This window comes from Ruegeria sp. AE4, from assembly GCF_056542185.1.
Map to the genome: position 1 here is coordinate 23,595 of NZ_JBQFZK010000019.1, position 22,891 is coordinate 46,485.

Below are 22,891 nucleotides of genomic sequence, written 5' to 3' on the forward strand. Positions count from 1 at the left end.
CCGATCAGGGTATGAACATGACGCCGCCGGAGGCCCCTGAGGATGGTAAGAACCACCCCGGGAATACGCCCCCGGCGGCTTCTGTTTGTCTACCCACATCCCTGACGATCCTGAAAAAAAGAGCCGATTTCCTGAAAGCCGCCCGCGCGCGCAGGCAGGGAACGTCTTCGATGATGGTGCAGGCCCGCAGACGCGCTCCGGATGAAGCGGTGGGGCTGCGCGTTGGCTTTACCTGCTCAAAGAAAGTCGGCAATGCCGTGGCCCGCAATCGTGCCAAGCGCCGCCTGAGAGAAGTCGCACGGGCCGTCTTGCCTGTGTATGGTCTTGAAGGTTGGGACTATGTGCTGATCGGGCGGGCTGATGTAACCGCCGATCTTCCTTATGACGTCCTGCTGAGCGACTTGCGGTATGCGCTTCGCAAAGTGCATGCGGATCGCAAATGACCTTTCTGTCCCATATCGTCGCCCTGCCCGTTCGCGCGTACCGGCTGATTTTCAGCCCCTGGGTTGGTTTCAACTGCCGCTATCAGCCCACATGCTCGGCCTATGCACTGGAAGCATTGGAAAAACATGGCGCGATCCGAGGATCGTGGCTGGCTGCGCACCGGATTTGCCGGTGCCACCCCTGGGGCGGTGACGGTTACGATCCGGTGCCCGACAATGCCGACCCTTAAGTCAACGCCAGGTTGCCGCGGTCGGTGAAGCTGCGGGTCGGAATGACCTCTCGGTCCAGTTTCCCCATCAACGTATGGTGCAGGTCTTCGAAAAACCGGGGCGAATCAAAATACCAATTGTGTGTCGCCGAAGGCCCATCCCCGTATTCATCGCGGGTATTCTTGAAATGGGACCCGCAATACAGATTAACCGCTTTCTCAGGCCGGTCGTTTGGCATTCCGACACGGCCCAGTCGGCGCGATACTCCGACACGCTTGACCTCTGAAATCGACAAAACCTCGTCAAAGGGGCTGTAATAGCATGTCAGCCTGGTACAACGTCGCATCAGAGAGGAGGTCTTGGAACTGCCGTCGCGGAACGATTTCGCGGATACATCCGCCGCGACAAACGCGATCTGGCTGGTCATCCAGCTGTGTTGCGCGGTTTCATGGTCGTCATCGGCATAATCCATGGCTTCGCGTACCAAGAACGTGCCCATGGAATGCGCCAGAACATGGACGTTATACCGGCAATCCGCGGTCTGCATCCGGGACAGCCGCGTGATCCCGTGACTGAACAATTTTTCTGCCGCACGCCGCGCGTCAGCCCGGTCAACGTTATAGCCCAGAACCGATCCATCGCTTGGCCAATCATAGCTAATGACCACACCGTTAAAGCCATGCGCCTCAAGACCGGTGCGAATTTTGCGGTGACGTTCCAGCATCTGATATTGCTCGGTATTGAACCCGTGCACGAAGACGACAATATGCCCATTCTCGGTAGCCGTCGCCCCGGCTTCGGCCTGAAGCCGGCTTATCCATTGAGACTGCGGTATTTCATGCTGCCGTGCCGGTTGCCCGACATTTCCCGGAATAGCCAGATATCGCGCGGCACCCATCTTGTTTGAATAGTGATCGCCGCTGCGGGCGCGGACCGAAAAGAAGTAGTCCATAATATACCTCCTGAAAAATACGCGCAGGGTAACACGGGTGCAACTACGCTCCAAACGCGGTTGATCCTGCTTCTACGCCTTGCCCGGGCCTTCGGTCCGCTGTAACCACGGCGCATGTTTGATGATGCAGACGATATCCACCCGCTGTTTGCCGGCGCGCCCTCGACAACCGAGTTCAAGAAGCTGCGCAAACGCATTGTGCGCCAGACCCGTGAAGCGATCGAGCAATACGGGATGGTGGCTCCGTCCGCCCACGACAAGGATGGCAAGCCGCCCCGCTGGCTGGTCTGTCTTTCCGGTGGCAAGGACAGCTATACATTGCTGGCTGTTCTCTACGAGCTCAAATGGCGAGGCCTGTTGCCTGTCGATCTGCTGGCCTGCAATCTGGATCAGGGCCAGCCGGGCTTTCCGGCCACGGTCCTGCCCGAGTTTCTGGGTCGAATGGACGTACCGCATCGGGTCGAATATCAGGACACATACTCCGTTGTGATGGACAAGGTTCCGCAGGGCCGGACCTATTGCGCCCTGTGTTCCCGTTTGCGCCGTGGCAACCTCTATCGCATCGCGCGCGAGGAGGGATGCTCGGCGGTCGTCCTGGGGCATCACCGCGACGATATCCTTGAGACGTTTTTCATGAACCTGTTCCACGGCGGCCGCCTGGCCACGATGCCGCCAAAACTGGTGAATGAAGAAGGCGATCTTTTTGTATTCCGCCCGCTCGCCCATGTCGCCGAAGCCGATTGCGAGAAATTTGCAAAGGCGATGCAATACCCGATCATTCCCTGTGACCTGTGCGGCAGTCAGGATGGGTTGCAGCGCCAGCAGGTCAAACAGATTCTGGATCAATGGGAAAAGAACAGCCCGGGTCGGCGACAGGTTATGTTCCGAGCGTTAACAAATGCGCGGCCATCGCACCTTCTGGATGGAAAGCTATTTGATTTCATTAACCTTTCGCTAAATTCCAACGAAAATTCCGGGAATTTGGAAGAGATTCCGCTTCTGCGTTAACGACTGACTCAGACTGGTTTCATAGGCTTTGCCTTGTGCAGATCATGCCCAAGGCCAGAAAGCTGATGCGGAACCATCCCCTTACCGACCGTTTTGTCCATTCGTTGAAAACCGTTCTGGGCGGCCCAGCCGCGCTGGCCTTTGTTCCGGCGCTTTGTCTGAGTGCATTCTGGATTGGGGGTGAACAGGCCCTGGTTGCACTGGCCCTGGTTTTGCCTCTGATCGTCGCAGGCATCAATGCGTTCGCAGCCAATCCGTCGCGTAAGGGGCTTTGGCGTCCCGGCGGTCTGCTGTCAAAGGACCAGTTTGAGACAGTTTTGGAGAAGGTATTTGCCGACGCCCGCCTGAAGGGGGAAAACTCGGCCTGTTTCGCGGTGGTTCTGGATGACTTTACGCAATTGCTTGATCTGCACGGACAGGCGGCGGCAAACCACGTTGCACAGCAATTCTGCTCGCGCGTTTTGTCCATGATCCGCTCAAATGATTGCGCAACCCGGATGGGTGGAAACAGGATGATGGTTGTTCTGCACCCGGCACGGCAACTGGATTTGGAAGCTTGTATTCAGATGTCGGGCCGTATGCAAAACGCCGTAGAAGATCCCATCATGCTGAATGGCACCGGCGTATATATGTCCTGTTCCATTGGCTTTTGCCTGAGCAGCAATATCACTGACGGCTCTGCAATCGATTGGCAGGAGGCCGCAAATAACGCCCTTTTGGAGGCACAACAAAACGGGCCATCCACGATTCGCGCTTTTTCCTCTCAGACGCGCAGACGGGCACAGGTCAGGATCAACTTGCGCAAAGAATTCGAAGCGGCGCTGGACAGCGGTGAGATCCGTCCATGGTTTCAACCCCAGATCTCAACCGATACCGGGCGTATCAGCGGGTTTGAGGCTCTGGCCCGCTGGGAACATCCGAAAAAAGGGGTTCTTGCCCCCAATGTGTTCCTGCCCTTTGCCGAACAGGCCGAACTGATGGACCGGTTGGGTCAGGCCATGCGGCATCATTCCTTTTCCGCAATGCGCGACTGGGATCGGTCCATGCTGTCGGTGCCGCGCATCGGGATCAACTTTTCATCTGACGAACTGCGCAATCCGGGCCTGATCGACCGTCTGAAATGGGAACTGGATCAATTCGATCTGACCCCTGACAGGTTGGCGGTCGAGGTGTTGGAGACCGTGTTCTCCAGACGGCCCGACGATGTCATCACCCGCAACGTCACCGGGCTTGCCGCAATGGGGTGCTGTATTGATCTGGACGATTTCGGGACAGGACATGCCTCGATCGGTTCCATCAAACGGTTCAACGTGTCGCGCATCAAGATCGACAGATCATTTGTTGCCAAAGCGGATCTGGACCCAAGCCAGCAACAGCTTGCCAGCGCCATTCTGATGATGGCAGAACGTTTGCATCTGGAAACTCTGGCCGAAGGTGTCGAAACGCCGGGTGAGCACGCTTTGATGGCCCAACTGGGTTGCGATCATGTTCAGGGGTTTGGCATCGGCAAGCCCATACCATTCGAAAAAACCAAGGATTGGATCACGTCTTACCGCAACAAGGTCGACGGTGTTCCCAAAATCGGGCGGAAAACGCGGTAGGGAACCGGAAATCGCGACAAAGAAGACCCCTCCGTGACGAAATGACGGGCGATTCCGCTTGACCTTTGGGTCTGCACTCTGTTGAACCCTGCGGGTGTCTTTCACTGCTCAAGGTGGCTGTCCCCGATGGACGATCAGAACAAGAACCTTATCCTCGCAACCGCGCTCAGCTTTCTCGTGATCCTGGTCTGGTTCGTGCTGTTCCCCCCTCCGGAACAGACGACAACCCCGGATCAGGTTGAAGCAACCAGCGTCGAAGGCAGTGAGGTTCAGACGCCCAGTGCGGCCGACACCAGCACTGTCGGAGAGGCAACCGCGGCAGCTGCCGAAGCTGAACCCGAGGCCGAAGCGCCCCGCATCAATATCGACACGCCCCGCCTGACCGGTAGCCTGTCCCTTGCTGGCGGTCGGATCGACGAGCTGTCATTGAAAGACTACAAGGTCTCGCTGGCCGAGGATTCTCCGATTGTCGAGTTGTTGTCGCCAGTCGGATCGCAATCCGCCTATTACGCCCTCTATGGCTGGGCTCCTGGCGCGGGCCTGACCGGTGCAGATGTTCCCGGACCAAATACCATCTGGACGCTTGAGCAGGGTGAAACCCTGGGTGTTGACACACCTGTGACGCTGGCCTGGGAAAACGGCAATGGACTGACGTTCCACCGCACCATCGCGGTTGACGAGAACTATATGTTCACGGTCACGCAATCTGTCGAAAACGCCACCGGGGTTGAAATTGGATTGGCACCTTATGGCATTCTTGCGCGCCACGGCATTGGCGAAGACGGGGACCTGCCGGACCTGAAGAACTTCTTCATTCTGCATGAGGGTGTGATCGGTATGGCCGACGGCACTCTGACCGAAGTGGATTATGGCGACGTTCGTGATTTCGATATCGACCCGGACGAGCGCGCTCAGGCCGAGGTGTTTCAGGTCAAGGAAAACGGCTGGATCGGGTTCACTGATCACTTCTGGATGACCACGCTGATCCCGGAACCCGGTTTTGCGTTCAAGGCGGCTGCCAAATACGACTCGCGTCGCAAGATTTACCAGACAGAAACGGTACTTCCGACGCTGACCGTGGCGCCGGGTGCGACCGAGCAGGTGACAACGCAGCTGTTTGCCGGCGCAAAAGAGTGGGAGACCATCCGCGAATACCAGGCTGACGGTGTGCAGAAATTCATCGACAGCATCGACTGGGGCTGGTTCTTCTTCCTGACCAAGCCGATTTTCTGGCTGCTGCACAACATTCATGCGCTGATCGGCAATATGGGTTGGTCCATTATCGGCCTGACGCTGATCATCAAGGCAATCCTGTTCCCGCTGGCCTTCAAATCCTACGTCTCGATGGCGAAGATGAAGGAACTACAGCCGCAGATGGAAGCCCTGAAGGAAGCCGCGGGCGACGACCGCCAGAAGATGCAGCAGGGTATGATGGAGCTGTACAAGAAGGAAAAGGTGAACCCCGCTGCCGGTTGTTTGCCGATCCTGTTGCAGATCCCGATCTTCTTTTCACTGTACAAGGTGATCTTCGTCACAATCGAACTGCGTCAGGCACCGTGGTTTGGCCCCTTCCAGGACCTGAGCGCACCTGACCCGACCTCGATCATGAACCTCTTTGGCTTGCTGCCCTGGGCTGGCCCGCAGCCGGACACCCTGATGGCGCTGATCTTTATCGGTATTCTGCCGCTGCTGCTGGGGATCTCGATGTGGCTGCAACAGAAACTGAACCCGGCACCAACCGATGCCACACAAGCGATGATCTTCGCGTGGATGCCGTGGGTCTTCATGTTCATGCTGGGCGGCTTTGCCAGCGGTCTGGTCGTGTACTGGATTGCGAACAACACGATCACATTTACGCAGCAATATCTGATCATGCGTAGTCAGGGGTATACGCCGGATGTGTTCGGAAACATCAAATCCGGATTTAAGCGATTGCCGAACACGGACAAGAAATGAGCGGAACAGTTTCAGGCCTTTGGCGTCACCCGATCAAAAGCCATGGGCGCGAAGCCCTGAGCCAGATTACCCTCAACCCCGGGCAGACCATGCCCGGGGATCGCGTTTGGGCCGTTGCCCATGAAGCGGCCAAGACCGACGGAACGGAATGGGCCCCATGTGTAAATTTCAGCCGCGGTTCAAAAGCCCCCAAGCTTATGGCGATTTGGGCGAAACTGGACGGCGAGCAGGTCACGTTGCGCCACCCGGACCGCCCGGATCTGAGCTTTCACCCCGACACGGAGCACTCGGTTTTCCTGAACTGGGTAAAACCGCTTATGCCCTCGGATCGCGCTGCGTCCGCCCGAATTGTCCGGGTGCCCGGGCGCGGCATGACCGATACCGATTTCCCGTCAATCAGCCTGTGCAACATGGCCTCTCATCGCGCTGTTGAACAAAAGCTGGGCCAGTCTTTATCTGCGGCACGGTGGCGGGGAAACATCTGGTTCGAAGGCCTGCCTGAGTGGGATGAATTCGACTGGCTGGGCCGTGACCTTCGCATTGGCGAAACCGTACTCCGGGTTCGCGAGCGTATCATTCGCTGTCTGGCCACCACTGCAAATCCGGAAACCGGCGAACGCGACGCGGATACTCTGGGCGCGCTGAACAGCTGGGATCATCAGGATTTCGGTGTCTATGCAGAAGTCATTCAGGGTGGTGAAATCCGCCTGAATGATACGCTGGAGTTGCTATGACCACGCTTCCGTTTCCGCTGGCCGAAGAGCCGGATGACTTCGCCAAAGAACGCGGTCGCAAACTGTTTGCCGGCCCGTCTGAATTTATCAAAGGCGTGGTCGCCATGACGGGCCTGCCCGCCCCTGACCGGTTGGAGGTTTGCTTTGCCGGGCGCTCGAATGTCGGCAAATCCAGCCTGATCAACGCGCTAACCGGAACCAAGGGTCTGGCGCGTGCCTCGAACACACCTGGCCGTACGCAAGAAATCAACTTCTTCACGCAAGGCCCGGACCTCTATCTGGTCGACCTGCCGGGCTATGGGTATGCCAATGCACCGGTTAACGTGGTGGAAAAATGGCAGAAGCTTCTCAAGCAATACCTGAGCGGTCGCCAGACGCTGCGCCGTGCCTTTGTCCTGATTGATGCGCGCCACGGGGTTAAACCGGTCGACGCTGAAATCATGAAATTGCTGGATACCAGTGCCGTGACCTTTCAATGCGTTCTCACCAAGGCCGACAAGGTCAAGGCCAACGAGCGCGAGAAGGTTCTGGAACAAACCCGTGCGGCTTTGTCCAAACATCCCGCAGCATTCCCGGAAATCGTCCTGACCTCGTCCGAAAAAGGCGACGGGATTCCGACCCTGCGCTCGATCATTGCGCATCTGGAATAGCTTCGCCCTTGGCAGCGCGGTGCAAAGGCCCTAACACGGACGGTCAGAGGGACCCTAGCAATGAAGACACGTGACATGAACCGGGACTGGATCGCCACCGCAGCAACCCTGAACAGCGCATTGCCCTATCTGCAGCGCTATGATGGGGCCATCGTCGTCATAAAGCTGGGCGGGCATGCCATGGGCAGTGACGAGGCGATGGAGAGCTTTGCCCGCGATGTCGTCTTGATGCGGCAGGTCGGCGTGAACCCGGTTGTCGTGCATGGCGGTGGTCCGATGATCAACGCGATGCTGAACAAGCTTGATATCCAGTCCGACTTTGTGAACGGCAAGCGCGTGACCGACACGGCAACCGTCGAAGTTGTCGAGATGGTTCTGTCTGGCCTGGTGAACAAGCGCATCGTTCAGGCTATCAATGGACAGGGCGGTTCGGCCGTGGGTCTGTCGGGCAAGGATGCAAACCTGATGATCTGCGACCAGACGGATGCGTCTCTGGGTTATGTCGGCACCCCGTCCGAGATGAACCCGAAAGTCCTGCATGATCTGTTCTCACATGATGTGATCCCGGTCATCGCCCCTCTGGGCGCGGGCCGTGAGGGTGAAACGTTCAACGTGAACGGCGATACGGCTGCCGGGGCGATTGCCTCGGCATTGAAAGCTGACCGCCTTCTGCTGCTGACTGATGTCTCGGGCGTCAAGAACGCGGCGGGCGATGTGGTGACCGAGCTGAAAGCCGGCCAGATCCGCGAGATGACCCGCGAAGGCACCATCGCGGGCGGTATGATCCCCAAGACCGAAACGGCCCTCGATGCCCTGCACAGCGGCGTTCGGGCCGTCGTGATACTTGACGGGCGCGCGCCAAATGCGGTTCTGCTTGAACTGTTCACGGAACATGGCGCCGGGTCGCTGATACGGCCAGACTGATCGCAGCAACAGCCGAGGGAAGATGACAGACCTTGCGCAACCTTCCTCAGTTCCGGATGCGGCAACCTATGGCCGCGTAGAACACGCGGCGCGTCAGGCGGGGTTGATTGTCATGGGTGCGCTGCATCCTCATCGCGTGGCGGCCCGGCAACTTGACACTGGCACGTTGATCTTGCTGGGCGCAGGCTCTGATTTCTGGTCTGCTCTGAAAGCCTCGCCCGAATGGCGGGGGCCTGATCCAGTAGACCGCTGGTCAACCAGAATCGTCGGCCAGATGGCACATGCGTTCGGTGCACAGGCCTATTTCCCCTTTGGTGGTCCGCCCTATGCGCCTTTCATCGACTGGGCCCTGAAATCGGGACGCACCTTCAGCAGCCCGGTGGGGGCTTTGGTACATGACACGGTCGGTATGATGATCTCATATCGCGGCGCACTGCATTTCGCCCATGAGTTTGCCATCCCAGAAACACCCGGCGTTTCCCCCTGTAACACCTGCGCCGCTCCGTGCACGACGGCCTGCCCTGTCGGCGCGCTGAACGCGCAAAACTTCTATGACCTTGCAGCCTGCCACGACCATCTTGATACCACTGAGGGTCAAACCTGCATGACAGGCGGCTGTCTGGCCCGCCTCGCCTGCCCGCTCAGCGCGGGCGCAGGGCGCGACCCCGAACAATCAGCCCATCATATGAGGGCTTTTCACCCGTCATGACCCGCACTCTGATCCTGACGCGTCACGCCAAATCCAGCTGGGATAACCCAGGACTTGGCGATCATGAACGCCCCCTGAGCAAGCGTGGGCGCAGGTCAGCCCCGGCCATTGGTGCATGGCTGCGCGATAACGGCTGGCTGCCGGATGAAGTGCTAAGCTCGACGTCAACCCGCACTCGCGAGACATGGGACCGGATGGGGTTAACGGCCGATAAGGTCCGCTTTCACAATGTGCTCTACCACGCCGGCGCCGAAGACATGTTGCGCGAGTTAGCAGGTGCCACGGAACCGACTGTTTTGATGCTGGGCCATAACCCCGGAATCGCCGAATTCGCCAACCGCCTTGTGCAACGGCCACCGGATCACATGCGCTTTTTCGATTATCCGACTTGTGCAACCACTGTGATGACATTCAACGCCGACAGCTGGTCGGACGTGCGATGGCATATGGGCACCGTGCTGGGCTTCACCACCGCGCGAGAGTTGCTGGAATAGAAAAAGGCGGGGCAAAACCCCGCCTTTCCACCATCTTGAGCCGTTCAGTGTCCCAGAATCTGGCTGAGGAACAGTTTGGTCCGCTCGCTTTGCGGATTATTGAAGAACTCTTCCGGTTCGTTCTGTTCCACGATCTGGCCCGCATCCATAAAGATCACGCGGTTGGCAACCTGACGGGCAAAGCCCATCTCGTGCGTCACGCACAGCATGGTCATGCCTTCCTCGGCCAGCTCGATCATGGTGTCGAGCACTTCTTTGATCATCTCGGGGTCCAACGCCGATGTCGGTTCATCGAACAACATGATCCGCGGCATCATGCACAGCGAGCGGGCAATTGCCACACGCTGCTGCTGACCACCCGAAAGCTGACCAGGATACTTGTCGGCCTGCTCGGGAATTTTCACCTTTTCAAGGAAATGCATCGCGCGCTCTTCGGCCTCTTTCTTAGGCGTCTTGCGCACCCAGATCGGGGCCAGCGTGCAGTTCTCCAAAATGGTCAGGTGCGGGAACAGGTTGAAGTGCTGGAACACCATGCCAACCTCGGACCGGATCTTGTCGATGTTCTTGAGGTCATTCGACAGCTCGGTCCCATCCACGATGATCGTGCCCTGCTGGTGTTCCTCCAGCGCGTTCAGGCAGCGGATCAGGGTGGATTTCCCTGACCCGGACGGACCCGCAATAACAATCCGCTCGCCCTGATTGACGGTCAGATTGATGTCGCGCAGCACGTGAAAGGAACCGTACCACTTGTTCATGTTGGTGATTTCGATGGCGACCTCGTCGCTCACCTGCATTTTGGAACGGTCGATTTCGCGGTCAATTGCAAGTTCAGACATGTGTTGAACTCCTTAACGGTGGCCAGTCTGAAGCTTGCGCTCCAGATACATGGAATAACGGGACATAGAGAAGCAGACGATGAAGAACAGGAACGCGATGAACGCGAACAGTTCCCAATAGATGCCGTTCCAGGCTGTGTCGGCGCGGATAGCAGATGCCAATCCGATCACGTCGAACAACCCGATAATCGACACCAGCGTCGTATCCTTGAAGATCCCGATGAATGTGCTCACGATGCCCGGAATTGAGATTTTCAGGGCTTGCGGCATGATGATCAGCCTTTGCGCCTGCCAGTAGTTCAGGCCCAGACTGTCGGCGCCTTCGTACTGTCCTCGTGGCAGGGCAGCCAGACCACCCCGGATCACCTCGGCCATGTAAGCCGCCGAGAACAGGGTCATCATGATCATCACCCGCAGGATGATGTCAAAGTTGGTGCCCGGTGGCAGGAACAGGTTCAGAAGCAGCGACGCCACGAACAACAAGGTGATCAGCGGCACACCGCGAATGAACTCGATAAAGCCCACGCACAGGTATTTGACGATCAGCAGGTCCGACTGACGCCCCAGCGCCAGAACGATACCGATCGGAAGTGAGACACCAATGGCCACAACGCCCAGCAGGATCGCCAGCATGAAACCACCGAACTGACGGCTTTCAACAGCTTCGATGCCAATCGGCAGAACCGAGTCCATCGCGCCCGTGAAATAGCTGGATAGCACCAGCCACCAGATCACTGCGGCAACGACCGCACCGATCATACCCACCAGTTCACTCACCTGTTTGCTGAGAACCGAATACGCAAACCAACCGACGACAAACCCAAGCGCGGCCGAGATTGGCCCCCAGATGGTTCCGCCCCACATCAGGAACGGCATCAGGAACGGGTAGATTGCCGTGAAGATCAGCATCTTGGTTGGGACGCGGTCCGAATACAGAACCGGCGCCAATGCGACCAGCAACAGAACCAGCGCTAGGATCGGTCTCCAGTACAGATGGCTTGGATAGAAGCCGAACAGCAACTGTAACCAACGGTCATTGATAACCGCCCAGCAGGCGTGCCCATGGGTCGACCCCCAGGTGGCCATCATAATCTCGCGGCACTCGTTGAGAGAGTCGGCATTCCACACGGACTGGAAAATCCATGGCAGAACACCTGACAGCACGTAGTAGATCGCATAAAGCGAAACCACCGTCAGGATCGTGTTAAACCAACTTGAGAACAGGTTGTGCTTGACCCATCCCAGCGCACCGACCTCGGAAGCAGGCGGTGCCTGCTCGGGCAGCATTTCCGTGCGGACAAATGAAACATCACTCATATTACCGCTCCACCAGTTTTACACGGTTGTTGTACCAGTTCATCACCCCTGAGATGCTCAGCGAGATGGACAGATAGACCAGCATCAACAGCAGAACACATTCCAGCTCGCGACCGGTCTGGTTCATGGTGATGCCGCCAAGGGTCCCCGTGATGTCCATATACCCGACCGCGATCGCCAGTGACGAGTTCTTGGTCAGGTTCAGATAGTTCGAGATCATGGGCGGAATGATCACCCGCAATGCCTGCGGCAGGATCACAAGGCGCATGGTCCGGCCCGGGCGCAGACCCAGCGCCGATGCGGCTTCGGTTTGGCCTTTTGAGATGGCCAGGATACCCGCACGAACGATCTCGGCGATGAAGGCCGCCGTGTAAAGCGACAAGGCCAGCCACAGCGCGATCAACGAGTTACGCAAATGTGTGCCGCCGGTAAAGTTGAAGCCTTTCAGCTCAGGGAAACCAAGGTGAAACCCCAGGATGGTGAGAAGGACAATCATCGGCACAAACAGAATACCCAGTTGGATGTGCCAGATAGTCGGACGATCACCGGATGCCTCTTGCTTGGCTTGTGCCCAGGCGGACACCTTGCGCATCGCAAAGATGCTGCCACCAAGCACGATCAGAATGGCGATCAGGTCCAGCGAGATATCGAACCGCAGGCTCGACGCACCGAAGATGTGTATATCACCCAGGCTGCGCGAGAACAGGAACTCCGGGATATAGACCCCGCGATTGGTCACCGCGACAGAATCGAACAGATTCATCGTGGCTTCTGGGTTTTCTCCGCGGAACGCCCTTGGTGCTGGCAGGCTTTCGATCAGAATGGCCATGGCCAGAACGATCCACAGCAGCACAGGTACGTTGCGGAACATCTCGACATAGACGGTCATGATCCGCGCAACCAGCCAGTTGTTGGACAGGCGCAGAACACCAACCAAAACACCGACTATCGTTGCTGTGATACAACCAAGAACCGCCACAACCAGCGTGTTCAGCAAGCCGATAAAGGCCGCGCGCAAGTGACTGTCGCGCGAATCGTATTCAAGCAAGCGCTGGTTGATATCGTAACTGGCCGGTTCTGCGAAAAAGCCGAACTCAACCGGTTTTCCAAGCGCTTCGAGGTTTTGGATGGTATTGGAGATGATCCAGGCTGCCAGAAGCATAAAACCAATCATTGCAATGACCTGGATGGTCGCAGATCGGTACCGCGTATCATAAAGGAGCATGGACAGCCGGAACTGCTCCTTCGGCGGGTCAGTGAGAGTCGTCATGACCTATGTATATCCCCGTGCATCCCGTAAATATGTCGGCAGAGTTGATCCCTGCTCAAAACCGTACGGGCGTGATTCTTATGGATGGAAAAAGGGCGCAGGTTGCCCTGCGCCCTTCTCCGTCGATATTAGCGGAACGGCGGCGAGTACAGCAGGCCGCCTTCGGTCCACTGTGCGTTCAGGCCGCGTGCCAGACCAATCGGGGTTTCTTCACCGATGTTCTTGGCAAACACTTCGCCATAGTTGCCGCCGGCTTTGATCGCCTTGGCTGCCCAGTCAGCGTTCAGACCCAGCATCTCGCCCAGGGTGCCTTCGGTACCCAGCAGGCGGTTGATTTCGGGGTTTTCGGTGCCAGCGGCCAGTTCATCGATATTGGCCGAGGTTACGCCCAGCTCTTCAGCCGAGATCAGCGCGTTCAGAGTCCAGCGCACAACGTCGCCCCACTCGTGGTCGCCGTGACGGACCAGCGGGCCCAGCGGCTCTTTCGAGATGATTTCGGGCAGCAGGATGTGATCACCGGGGTTTTCGAATGTGGCGCGGGTTGCCGCCAGACCCGAAGCGTCGGTGGTGTAAACGTCACATGCGCCAGCCAGATACTGCTGCTGTGCTTCGGCGTTGGTTTCGATCGGAACCGGTTCGTAGCTGATGTTGTTCGAACGGAAGAAGTCCGCCAGGTTCAGCTCGGTTGTTGTGCCGGTCTGGATACAAACGGTTGCGCCGTCCAGTTCCTTGGCCGAGCTTACGCCCAGTGCCTTGGGAACCATAAAACCCTGACCGTCATAGTAGTTCACACCGGTGAATTCGAACTTCAGGTCGACGTCGCGGCTGAAGGTCCAGGTGGTGTTACGCGCCAGCATGTCGATCTCGCCCGAGGCCAGAGCGGTAAAACGTGTCTTACCGGTGGTCGGAACGAATTCTACTGCGCTTGCATCGCCCAGAACAGCAGCAGCAACGGCACGGCACAGCGATACGTCAAAGCCCTGCCATTCGCCATTGGCGTCAGGAGCAGCAAAGCCAACCAGACCGGTGGTCACACCACAGTTCAGCTTGCCGCGCGCTTTAACGTCGTCAACGGTCCCTGCCACGGCTGCGCCAGCAGCAAGACCGGCAATCGTTGCCGCGCCCAAGATTACGGATTTTTTCATTTTTACCTCTTCCTGATTTCCCGCCCCATCAGAGGCGGCTCTGCCCGGCAAGTGGATGCCGGATAGGTTACTCCAAAGGTGTCTCCCCTTTAGTGGCACTGAGTTTGGGCGTATTCATAAACAAACGTCAAGGGTCGGATCATCGAAAACGATGGATCAGACCCCAACCAATTTGAACATTTGGCCAAAAATCGGAAAATAAGGATCAAACCGACATATCAAAGAAGCGTTTAGCATGCAGAAATGCGGCTTTCTTCGTTTCGGCAACCGCATGGGCCTCGTCATCGTGACCCCATTGTTCGATCTGCCAGGTTTCGTCCAACCTCGAAATGCGCCATATTTCGGCCGGTTCGCGCCAATCCATGGCCGCCGCAAACCCGAGAATCAATGACCCTGACAAGCTGACCAGATCGTGGAACGCCGCCAGTTGAAACGCATCCAGCGCATGGACGCGAGCACGCAGCGCCGACAGGGCAGCGGCAGATTGCGGTTTGTGCAGCACACCGACAACTGGCCGCAAGCGAGCAGACAGTGCGACCTCGGCCCAATCCAGTGCCGGATCCCATTCGGCGCTTTGACGTTCCTGCAACTCTGTTGGATGTGTCGCTCGATAGCACAGCAGATCAGAATCGCCGTAATCCGCAAGCATATCGGCAACTTCCCCGTGCTGGGACCGAACCTTGTCGATTGCCGCATTCGCCGATCGGGTGCATGGCATCGTCGACGGATCTACCTCACTCTGCTGGGCATCCCATTCCGCTGTAACCGCTTCGGCCATGGCGCGGGTCGGCAGGATCAACGCTGCTTTGGCAGGGGTCTTGACGCGGCGGCCATCCAGTTCAACCGTAAACCCACCTTCAACATCGATGGTCCGGCTGTCTTTCCAGAAGCGTTTCGGTTTCCAGTCACTCATGTTTCAGTTCCATATCCCGGCCAGCGCAGTGGGCAACTGGTCAAAGGTCTCAATCATGCAGGTGGCCGAGGTCAAAGCAGACCGATCATGGTACCCCCATGCCACGCCGATGCCGCGCACCCCGGCAGCGGCGGCCATGTCCATGTCATAGCTTGTATCGCCGACCATCACCGCGCAGTCGGATTCGACACCGGTCTCGGCCAACGCGGCCTGCACCATGGAAGGATGCGGTTTCGACGGATGGTGGTCGGCGACCTGCCGGGTGACGAAGTAGCGCTCAAGCCCATGTACTTCGATCAACGCATCAAGTCCGCGCTGGGATTTGCCGGTTGCCACCCCAAGAAGCACTTCGGGCACGGCGTGCAAAGCTTCAATCGCCTCTCTCGCACCGGGATAGAGCGGAGAGCTGGCCGCGCCCAAATCCAAGCGATGCGCATGATAAGCTTCCTTGTACCCTTCAACTAGATCGTTCTGGACCGAGGAAGGTTGGTCCGGCACCAACCGTGCGATTGCATGTGGCAGGGACAGCCCGACAATGGACAGGATCACCTCTCGCGTCGGTACAGGGACCGAAGCGGCCTGAAAGCTGGTGGTCATGGCGTGAACGATACTGCCCTGACTGTCGACCAGAGTGCCATCGACATCAAACAAAACCAGCCGCAGCGGTGCGCTCATTGCAGCGCCTCAAACGGGTCGTCGGCGGCCAGATCCTCGGTCCAGCCGAAGGTGTCCCAGCTGTGTTTCATATGTTCCGGCAAGGGCGCAGTCACCGTTACCGGTTTGCGCGTTATCGGATGCAGGAATGACAGTCGCCGCGCGTGCAGATGCAGCTTTTTGCTGATGATCCCACCCAGTTGCGCGCCCCAGCCATCACCCAGGTTTTCCTGCCCCGAGCCACCATATTTGCCGTCGCCGATGATCGGATGACCGATCGCTGCCATATGCGCGCGCAGTTGGTGGGTGCGGCCCGTGATTGGCTCCATCGCCACCCAAGCGGCGCGCCCGGCCACCCGGTAGAGGGTCGCATAATGTGTATGTGCCCGTTTCGCACCGGGGGTGCTGTCGATCTCGTTCATATGGACGGGGATCATCTTTTCACCCTCGCCGTGGGCGCCATGACCAGCTGCTTTCACAAGACCCGTCTTGATTTCACCCAGATATGGCGTGGGAACACCTGCAACCAGCGCCCAGTAAATCTTGCGCGTGTCGCGGTGGCGGAAAGCGGCTGTCAGCCCCTTTGCGGCTTCGCGCGTGCGGGCCAGCAGCAGAACTCCTGACGTGTCCTTGTCCAGGCGGTGAACCAGACGCGGGTTTTCGTCATACCCAAACCGCAACGCCTCGGACAGGCTGTCGACATGCCGGGTCTGCCCGCTGCCGCCCTGTACCGGCAGGCCCTGCGGTTTGTTCAGGGCCAGAATGTGATCATCACGGTAGATCACGCAGGACTGGATCATCTTGGCATCCGCATCCGAGATACGATGCTTGACCTCAACCGGTTTGTGATCAGGCCCCGGCAACGGCGGCACACGAACCACCTGACCGACCTCCAATCGGGTCGAGGCCTTGGCCCGGCTGCCATCCACGCGCAGTTCTCCCTTGCGGCACATCTTTTCGATGCGGCCCTGGCTGACATGCGGGAACAGGCGGCGCAACCAGCGGTCCACACGCTGATCGCCGTCCCCTTCAGCGACTGTAATCATCTGTACGCCACTCATGCCATTGCCCCTTGCGCCGCGCGGGTGATCCGCCCGGATTGCGTCTTTGTCCGTGTCCCAGAAATCATGGGGGTCTCTCGCGCGCAACGCGGCAAGAGTCAAGGTATCAGACAGGAACCTTTGGCGTTCGAGGGGGCTCAGCACCGCCCGCCACTCCTCGGCGCGGTCAATACATTCCCAGCCAGTCTAGCTGTTGCGCTGGGTCCGAAGCTTGGCGAAGTAATCGAGGCGCTTTTTCAGCTCACGCTCGAACCCGCGCTCGACCGGTTGATACAGAACCGGGCGTTTCATTGTTTCGGGAAAATAGTTCTGACCGGAAAACCCGTCTTCGGCGTCATGGTCATACGCATAGCCAGCACCATATCCTTGATCCTTCATCAGTGATGTGGGGGCATTCAGGATATGTTTGGGCGGTGGCTCGCTGCCTGATTGCTTGGCCAGCCGCATCGCTGCCTTATAGCCGACATAAGCACCGTTGGATTTCGGGGCCAGGGCCAGATAGACCAGCGCCTGCGCCAGCGCCAGCTCACCTTCGGGGGAGCCGAGCCGCTCATACGTTTCCCAGGATTGCAGGCAGATGGCCTGCGCCTGCGGGTCGGCCAGACCGATATCCTCGACCGCCATCCGTGTGATCCGACGCGCCAGATAGCGCGGGTCTTCGCCCCCTGTCAGCATTCGCGCAAACCAGTACAGCGCCGCGTCCGGGTCGGACCCGCGCACCGATTTGTGCAGGGCTGAAATCAGGTTGTAATGTTCATCGCCCGACTTGTCATATTTCGCCGCCCGCCGCATCAGCCGCGTCGACAGCGCGTCCGTGTCCAGTGGCGCATCCACCTTCCAGGCCGAGACCTGTTCGATCAGGTTCAGCAACGCCCGCCCGTCACCATCGGCCATTTCCTGCAACGCATCGCGGGCTGCGGGTGTCAACGGCAGCGCGCGGTCCAGCTCTTTTTCGGCGCGCTGGGTCAGGCGTTCAAGATCGGAAAGGCCAAGCCGTTCCAGCACCAGAACCTGCGACCGGCTGAGAACCGCGGCGTTCAGCTCAAAGGACGGGTTCTCGGTCGTTGCCCCGACCAGAAGGATCGTGCCGTCCTCCATATGCGGCAGAAACCCGTCCTGTTGCGCCTTGTTGAAGCGGTGTATCTCGTCCACGAACAGCAAGGTCCCCTGCCCGTTCTGGCGCCTGATCTTGGCCGCTTCGAAAACCTTCTTCAAATCCGGAACACCGGTGAAAATCGCACTGATCTGAACGAATTGCAGATCGGTTTCCTGCGCCAGCAACCGTGCGATCGTCGTCTTGCCGACACCGGGCGGCCCCCAGAAGATCAGGCTGGACAGACTGCCTGACGCCAGCATGACCCCCAGCGGTGCATCCGGGCCAAGAACCTGTTCCTGACCGATGACCTCGGCCAGTGACTGCGGGCGCAACCGGTCCGCCAGGGGACGGTGTGGCGCAGCGGTGGGTTCCGTTGGCCCGGTATCGAACAGATCGCTCACGGGTTACAGCCGGAACCGCAATGAGACTGACCGGCCACCGCGCAGAAGACCCATCTGCACACGACGACCCGGATCTGTCAGCGCATTCTCCACATCCCCAGGACGTTCGATGTCATTGGAATTGATGCTTTCAAGAATATCCCCCGATCGCAAACCCGCGCGTCCACCATAGGGGCCCGGATCAACAACAACGACACCTGTCTGGGACAGTGGCAAGCCCATATCGGAGATCACCGCAGGGTTGACGAGAGACACCACCAACCCCGGCAGGACAGTGTCTTCACCCAATGTCGTCTCTTCAGCTGCCGGGACTTCGGGCGCTTTGATCAGCGCCACCTCAACCTCTTCGCTCTGGGTGCCGCGCAGCCGTGTCAGAACCGAGGTTCCCCCCACCCCTGCAACGGACATGCGAAACTTCATCTCGGCGGGTGAGTTCACTTCGTCCCCGTCCACATGGGTCACGACGTCCCCCACCTTAAGCCCCGCCTCGCGCAGCGGGCTAAGGTCATGCAGGTCCGAGATGACAACGCCCAGCGGAATGGCAAGACCAAGGGATTCAGCAATATCCGCGCTCATATGTTGACCGGTCATGCCTGCCCAAGGGCTGACAAAACTGTCATTGCCCTGCTGCGCCTGTTTCAGAAACTCGGCCACAAGATTTGCGGGGATGGCAAAACCGATGCCATTCGACCCGCCCGAGCGTGTCAGAATAGAGGTGTTGATCCCGATCAGGTCCCCGTTCACATCAATCAGCGCACCGCCAGAGTTGCCCGGGTTGATCGCCGCATCCGTCTGAATGAAATACCCGCGCGCATTGCCTGTCGCCGTACCTGTGCGCGCCAAGCCCGAGATGATACCAGAGGACACCGTCTGCCCCACCCCGAACGGGTTGCCGATGGCAAGGGCCAGTTCGCCAACCTCGACCTGATCGGAATCGCGCAGGGTCAGGTAGGGCAGGTCTTGCGCCTCTTCCAGACGCAGGATCGCAATGTCGCTTTCTTCGTGCCCCAGTACGACCGTGGCAGAAAATTCGCGCCGGTCGGTTGTCACGACTCTGATCTCGGTCGCCGAGCCTACAACATGGTAGTTGGACACAACGTAGCCATCTTCAGACAGGATGACCCCGGAACCCAGCGAGTTCTGAACCCGCGGCTGCGGCGTTCCCAGGCTGCCGCCAAAGAAATCCCGAAAGAACGGGTCCGAGTAAAACGGGCTGGCCCGCCCCTGCCGCACGATCTTGGCGTAGATATTCACCACCGCAGGCGAGGCCTTTTTGACCACCGGAGCAAAGCCCAGAGAGATTTCGGACTGCGATTGCGGGACGCGGGTTTCGGCAAATGCTGGCAGGGCCATGACAAGCATAAGAGAGATAAAGGATGCGCGGATCATGGGGGCTCCGGATTTGATTATCTTTGGGATATGCGGGGCAAAGGCAATAAATGCAAGCCGCGCGCTCAGCTTCGGCGGCGCAGGAACTTGAGCCCGGACCAATCGGCGTCAACCGCGCAAACCTTCACGTCGACCCAGCCCAGCGGCAGGATTTCACTGCGCAGCATATCCTCGGTCACACCTGCGTGCAGGGGCGAAGATTTCTTGGCCCAGGAGACCCACAGCATTCCTCCGCTCCGTATGTGGGCGATCTGCTCAGCGGCCAATTCGGCGATCTGGTCCGGATGGTTCAGGAACATGTGAACCGCATCCGCAGGATCGGCTGCAGGGTCGAACAGAACACCGTCGGCACCGGCTGCCAGGTTGGGATAATGGGCAGGAGCGTTGAGCGTGCGGACCGCATATCCGGGTTTGAAACCCAGTTTCGACCAGAGCGGTTTGCCCGAGTATCCAGTTGCAGGTTTATTTGTCATAACGGTTTGAACTTAATGGACAAACCACATGATGACAATCGGCTGGCTGAGGCACAAAAAAAGCCTGCCCGATTGCTCGGGCAGGCGCATTAGGTCGATGACCTTAGTGCTTATTCTTCGGCTGCGGCTTCTTCGGCAGCAGTACGGGCTTTGTCCGCGGCGCCTTTGGCATCAATGTCGCGATCGACGAATTCGATGATCGCCATCGGAGCCATGTCACCATAGCGGAAGCCTGCTTTCAGGATGCGGACATAACCGCCCTGACGCTCGGCATAGCGGGGGCCCAGAACTTCGAACAGCTTGGTGACATCTTTGTCTTCTTTCAGCTGTGCTGCGGCCTGTCGGCGGGCGTGCAGGTCGCCGCGCTTGCCCAGGGTGATCAGTTTTTCGATGATCGGGCGCAGTTCTTTTGCCTTGGGCAGAGTTGTCTTGATCTGCTCATGTTCGATGAGCGAGCCAGCCATGTTTGCAAACAGAGCCTTGCGGTGCTCATGAGTACGGTTCAGGCGGCGGTAACCACGTGCGTGACGCATTTTTCAATTCCTTCTTTCGCGTTTTGCTTTGTCCGGCTTCCGATGCGTGTCAGAAGCTCACCTTGGGGCGGGATTGCCCGGATTGTACGTTTTGTACCGGCTTTCGGACCCGATTGGTCCAAAATGTACAAAACCTGCGACGGCAGGTTGGCCCCGCCGCCGCAGTCGAAGATGCTTAGAACGCGTCTTCGAATTTCTTTGCCAGATCTTCGATGTTGTCGGGCGGCCAGTCCTCGACATCCATGCCGAGGTGCAGACCCATGCCGGACAGCACTTCCTTGATCTCGTTCAGCGACTTGCGGCCGAAGTTCGGGGTGCGCAGCATCTCGGCTTCGGTCTTCTGGATCAGGTCGCCGATATAGACGATGTTGTCATTCTTCAGGCAGTTTGCCGAACGGACCGATAGTTCCAGCTCGTCCACTTTCTTAAGCAGCAGCGGGTTGAACTCCAGACCATCATCTTCGTCCTGGCGACCAGCCGATTCCGGCTCATCGAAGTTCACGAAGATCGACAGCTGATCCTGCAGGATGCGCGCGGCGTAGGCCAGTGCGTCATCGGGGGTGATCGAACCGTCGGTGTCGATCTTCAGGGTCAGCTTGTCATAGTCCAGAACCTGGCCTTCGCGGGTCGGCTGAACGTCATAGGCGACTTTCTTGACCGGCGAATAGATCGCGTCGATCGGGATCAGACCGATGGGCGCATCTTCCGGCTTGTTCTTTTCAGCCGAAACGTAACCCTTGCCGGTGTTGACGGTCAGCTCCATGAACAGGTCGGCGCCGTCATCCAGGTGACAGATGACGTGATCGCGGTTCAGAACCTCGATACCTGCGCTTTCGCTGATGTCACCAGCCGTAACTATTGCCGGGCCTTTGGCATTGATCGACAGGCGCTTGGGGCCTTCGACTTCCATGCGCAAGGAAACCTGCTTGAGGTTCAGGATGATGTCGGTGACGTCTTCACGCACACCCGCCACGCTCGAGAACTCGTGCAGGACGTTGTCGATCTGGACGCTGGTGATGGCCGCGCCTTGCAGCGAGCTCATCAAAACGCGACGCAGGGCGTTGCCCAGGGTCAGACCAAAACCACGTTCCAGCGGTTCGGCAACCAGTGTCGCCTGACGCGCAGGGTCGTTGCCCGGCTTGGCTTCCAGCTGGGTCGGCTTGATCAATTCTGCCCAATTCTTGTGGATCATGTAATCCCTCCATTCCTGCCCGCGCCCCATGACCAACAAGGTGCAGACGCCCGAGGTTCAAAATGACGTGCTGGGGCCGTGTAAAAACACAGCCCCAGCTTAATTCCAGATCGCTTAGACGCGACGACGCTTCGGCGGACGGCAGCCGTTGTGAGCAATCGGTGTCACGTCGCGGATCGACGTGATGTTGAAGCCCACGGCAGCCAGCGCACGCAGAGCCGATTCACGGCCCGAACCGGGGCCCTGAACTTCGACTTCCAGCGTCTTGACGCCATGTTCCTGCGCTTTCTTGCCTGCGTCTTCCGCAGCCATCTGCGCGGCATACGGAGTAGATTTCCGCGATCCCTTGAAGCCCATGGTACCGGCAGACGACCACGAGATGGCGTTGCCCTGTACGTCCGAGATCAGGATCTTGGTATTGTTGAAGGTCGAGTTCACATGGGCAACGCCCGATGCGATGTTCTTGCGCTCTTTGCGCTTGATGCGAGTCTTATCGCGTGCCATCGGTCAGACCCTCCCTTATTTCTTCTTACCGGCAATGGCCTTTGCGGGGCCTTTGCGGGTACGAGCGTTGGTGTGGGTACGCTGACCGCGAACCGGCAGGTTGCGGCGGTGACGCAGACCGCGATAGCAGCCCAGGTCCATCAGACGCTTGACGTTCATCTGAACTTCGCGACGCAGGTCACCTTCGACGGTGTAGTTGGCGTCGATATGTTCGCGGATGGCCAGAACTTCGGCATCCGACAGTTCATTGACGCGGCGGTGCGCTTCAATGCCCACGGCTTCGCAGATCGCTTTGGCCGAGGTGTTGCCGATACCGGTGATATATGTGAGGGCGATTGGGACCCGCTTTGCAGTCGGGATGTTTACGCCGGCAATACGTGCCACGTGTCACTTTCCTTTTTGTTGCGGTTCCGTAACTCCGGAACC

25 protein-coding genes are annotated in these 22,891 nt (G+C 58.4%); 10 read left to right on the forward strand and 15 right to left on the reverse strand.

All coding sequences use genetic code 11. The features are described 5' to 3' along the window. The first annotated feature begins 17 nt into the window (after positions 1-17). A complete protein-coding gene (gene rnpA / locus ACR0EK_RS17585; protein ID WP_209598858.1) occupies positions 18-443 on the forward strand; it encodes a ribonuclease P protein component in 426 nt (141 codons plus the stop codon). Then, the gene (gene yidD / locus ACR0EK_RS17590; protein ID WP_209598859.1) at positions 440-673 is read left to right on the forward strand and encodes a membrane protein insertion efficiency factor YidD; all 234 of its coding nucleotides are present in this window, start codon (positions 440-442) and stop codon (positions 671-673) included. Before rnpA ends, yidD begins: the two co-directional genes overlap by 4 nt. Here yidD and ACR0EK_RS17595 read toward each other — a convergent pair. Continuing rightward, on the reverse strand, positions 670-1,605 hold the full coding sequence (locus ACR0EK_RS17595) for an alpha/beta fold hydrolase (protein WP_480901043.1): 936 nt from the start codon (positions 1,603-1,605) through the stop codon (positions 670-672). The two genes, yidD and ACR0EK_RS17595, sit on opposite strands and share 4 nt — an antisense overlap. Positions 1,606-1,719: 114 nt before the next feature. On the opposite strand from ACR0EK_RS17595, the gene ttcA reads away from it, so the two are divergent. The 8 genes from ttcA (at position 1,720) to ACR0EK_RS17635 (ending at position 9,681) form a co-directional block, all read left to right on the forward strand. Then, positions 1,720-2,613 carry a tRNA 2-thiocytidine(32) synthetase TtcA gene (gene ttcA, locus ACR0EK_RS17600; protein WP_480901041.1) on the forward strand — a complete coding sequence of 298 codons (894 nt, stop codon included), beginning with the start codon at positions 1,720-1,722 and terminating at the stop codon, positions 2,611-2,613. A gap of 44 nt (positions 2,614-2,657) precedes the next feature. Continuing rightward, complete coding sequence (locus ACR0EK_RS17605; protein WP_480901039.1) at positions 2,658-4,214, forward strand: putative bifunctional diguanylate cyclase/phosphodiesterase; 1,557 nt, start codon at positions 2,658-2,660, stop codon at positions 4,212-4,214. Between the two features lie 126 nt (positions 4,215-4,340). After that, positions 4,341-6,170, forward strand: a complete 1,830-nt coding sequence (gene yidC / locus ACR0EK_RS17610; protein ID WP_480901038.1) for a membrane protein insertase YidC — start codon at positions 4,341-4,343, stop codon at positions 6,168-6,170. Next, positions 6,167-6,904 carry an MOSC domain-containing protein gene (locus ACR0EK_RS17615; RefSeq protein WP_480897824.1) on the forward strand — a complete coding sequence of 246 codons (738 nt, stop codon included), beginning with the start codon at positions 6,167-6,169 and terminating at the stop codon, positions 6,902-6,904. The genes yidC and ACR0EK_RS17615 overlap by 4 nt, the downstream gene beginning before the upstream one ends. Next, positions 6,901-7,554 carry a ribosome biogenesis GTP-binding protein YihA/YsxC gene (gene yihA, locus ACR0EK_RS17620; protein ID WP_480474029.1) on the forward strand — a complete coding sequence of 218 codons (654 nt, stop codon included), beginning with the start codon at positions 6,901-6,903 and terminating at the stop codon, positions 7,552-7,554. The genes ACR0EK_RS17615 and yihA overlap by 4 nt, the downstream gene beginning before the upstream one ends. Before the next feature lie 60 nt (positions 7,555-7,614). Further along, on the forward strand, positions 7,615-8,478 hold the full coding sequence (argB, locus tag ACR0EK_RS17625) for an acetylglutamate kinase (protein ID WP_480774295.1): 864 nt from the start codon (positions 7,615-7,617) through the stop codon (positions 8,476-8,478). Between the two features lie 22 nt (positions 8,479-8,500). Continuing rightward, positions 8,501-9,187 carry a ferredoxin gene (locus ACR0EK_RS17630; RefSeq protein ID WP_480774296.1) on the forward strand — a complete coding sequence of 229 codons (687 nt, stop codon included), beginning with the start codon at positions 8,501-8,503 and terminating at the stop codon, positions 9,185-9,187. Next, a complete protein-coding gene (locus tag ACR0EK_RS17635) occupies positions 9,184-9,681 on the forward strand; it encodes a SixA phosphatase family protein (protein ID WP_480774297.1) in 498 nt (165 codons plus the stop codon). The genes ACR0EK_RS17630 and ACR0EK_RS17635 overlap by 4 nt, the downstream gene beginning before the upstream one ends. A gap of 44 nt (positions 9,682-9,725) precedes the next feature. Here ACR0EK_RS17635 and ACR0EK_RS17640 read toward each other — a convergent pair whose 3' ends face one another. The 14 genes from ACR0EK_RS17640 to rpsM all read right to left on the reverse strand — a co-directional run bounded on the left by ACR0EK_RS17640 (position 9,726) and on the right by rpsM (position 22,849). Continuing rightward, positions 9,726-10,517 (reverse strand): amino acid ABC transporter ATP-binding protein, encoded by a 792-nt coding sequence (locus ACR0EK_RS17640; RefSeq protein WP_480484762.1) that lies wholly within the window; start codon positions 10,515-10,517, stop codon positions 9,726-9,728. A 12-nt stretch (positions 10,518-10,529) separates the two neighbouring features. After that, complete coding sequence (locus ACR0EK_RS17645; protein WP_480547313.1) at positions 10,530-11,834, reverse strand: amino acid ABC transporter permease; 1,305 nt, start codon at positions 11,832-11,834, stop codon at positions 10,530-10,532. A gap of 1 nt (position 11,835) precedes the next feature. After that, positions 11,836-13,104: an amino acid ABC transporter permease gene (locus tag ACR0EK_RS17650; protein ID WP_480474035.1), complete on the reverse strand. Its 1,269-nt coding sequence runs from the start codon at positions 13,102-13,104 to the stop codon at positions 11,836-11,838. A gap of 128 nt (positions 13,105-13,232) precedes the next feature. Then, a complete protein-coding gene (locus ACR0EK_RS17655; RefSeq protein ID WP_480474036.1) occupies positions 13,233-14,249 on the reverse strand; it encodes an amino acid ABC transporter substrate-binding protein in 1,017 nt (338 codons plus the stop codon). 205 nt (positions 14,250-14,454) lie between these two features. Next, the gene (locus tag ACR0EK_RS17660; protein WP_480508503.1) at positions 14,455-15,162 is read right to left on the reverse strand and encodes an ATP12 family chaperone protein; all 708 of its coding nucleotides are present in this window, start codon (positions 15,160-15,162) and stop codon (positions 14,455-14,457) included. 3 nt (positions 15,163-15,165) lie between these two features. Beyond that, positions 15,166-15,837: an HAD-IA family hydrolase gene (locus tag ACR0EK_RS17665; protein WP_480508505.1), complete on the reverse strand. Its 672-nt coding sequence runs from the start codon at positions 15,835-15,837 to the stop codon at positions 15,166-15,168. Then, positions 15,834-16,877, reverse strand: a complete 1,044-nt coding sequence (locus ACR0EK_RS17670) for an RluA family pseudouridine synthase (protein ID WP_209505873.1) — start codon at positions 16,875-16,877, stop codon at positions 15,834-15,836. Before ACR0EK_RS17670 ends, ACR0EK_RS17665 begins: the two co-directional genes overlap by 4 nt. 186 nt (positions 16,878-17,063) lie before the next feature. Further along, positions 17,064-18,374, reverse strand: a complete 1,311-nt coding sequence (locus ACR0EK_RS17675; RefSeq protein WP_480484766.1) for a replication-associated recombination protein A — start codon at positions 18,372-18,374, stop codon at positions 17,064-17,066. Between the two features lie 3 nt (positions 18,375-18,377). Beyond that, positions 18,378-19,763 carry a trypsin-like peptidase domain-containing protein gene (locus tag ACR0EK_RS17680; protein WP_480901037.1) on the reverse strand — a complete coding sequence of 462 codons (1,386 nt, stop codon included), beginning with the start codon at positions 19,761-19,763 and terminating at the stop codon, positions 18,378-18,380. Positions 19,764-19,828: 65 nt separating this feature from the next. Further along, positions 19,829-20,236, reverse strand: a complete 408-nt coding sequence (locus tag ACR0EK_RS17685) for a hypothetical protein (RefSeq protein ID WP_480901036.1) — start codon at positions 20,234-20,236, stop codon at positions 19,829-19,831. Between the two features lie 110 nt (positions 20,237-20,346). After that, positions 20,347-20,769: a 50S ribosomal protein L17 gene (gene rplQ, locus ACR0EK_RS17690; RefSeq protein ID WP_480871362.1), complete on the reverse strand. Its 423-nt coding sequence runs from the start codon at positions 20,767-20,769 to the stop codon at positions 20,347-20,349. Positions 20,770-20,944: 175 nt separating this feature from the next. After that, positions 20,945-21,961 (reverse strand): DNA-directed RNA polymerase subunit alpha, encoded by a 1,017-nt coding sequence (locus tag ACR0EK_RS17695; protein WP_209598874.1) that lies wholly within the window; start codon positions 21,959-21,961, stop codon positions 20,945-20,947. 114 nt (positions 21,962-22,075) lie between these two features. Beyond that, positions 22,076-22,465 carry a 30S ribosomal protein S11 gene (gene rpsK / locus ACR0EK_RS17700; RefSeq protein ID WP_170462414.1) on the reverse strand — a complete coding sequence of 130 codons (390 nt, stop codon included), beginning with the start codon at positions 22,463-22,465 and terminating at the stop codon, positions 22,076-22,078. Positions 22,466-22,480: 15 nt separating this feature from the next. Then, a complete protein-coding gene (gene rpsM, locus ACR0EK_RS17705) occupies positions 22,481-22,849 on the reverse strand; it encodes a 30S ribosomal protein S13 (RefSeq protein ID WP_170576075.1) in 369 nt (122 codons plus the stop codon). Positions 22,850-22,891: the final 42 nt, after the last annotated feature.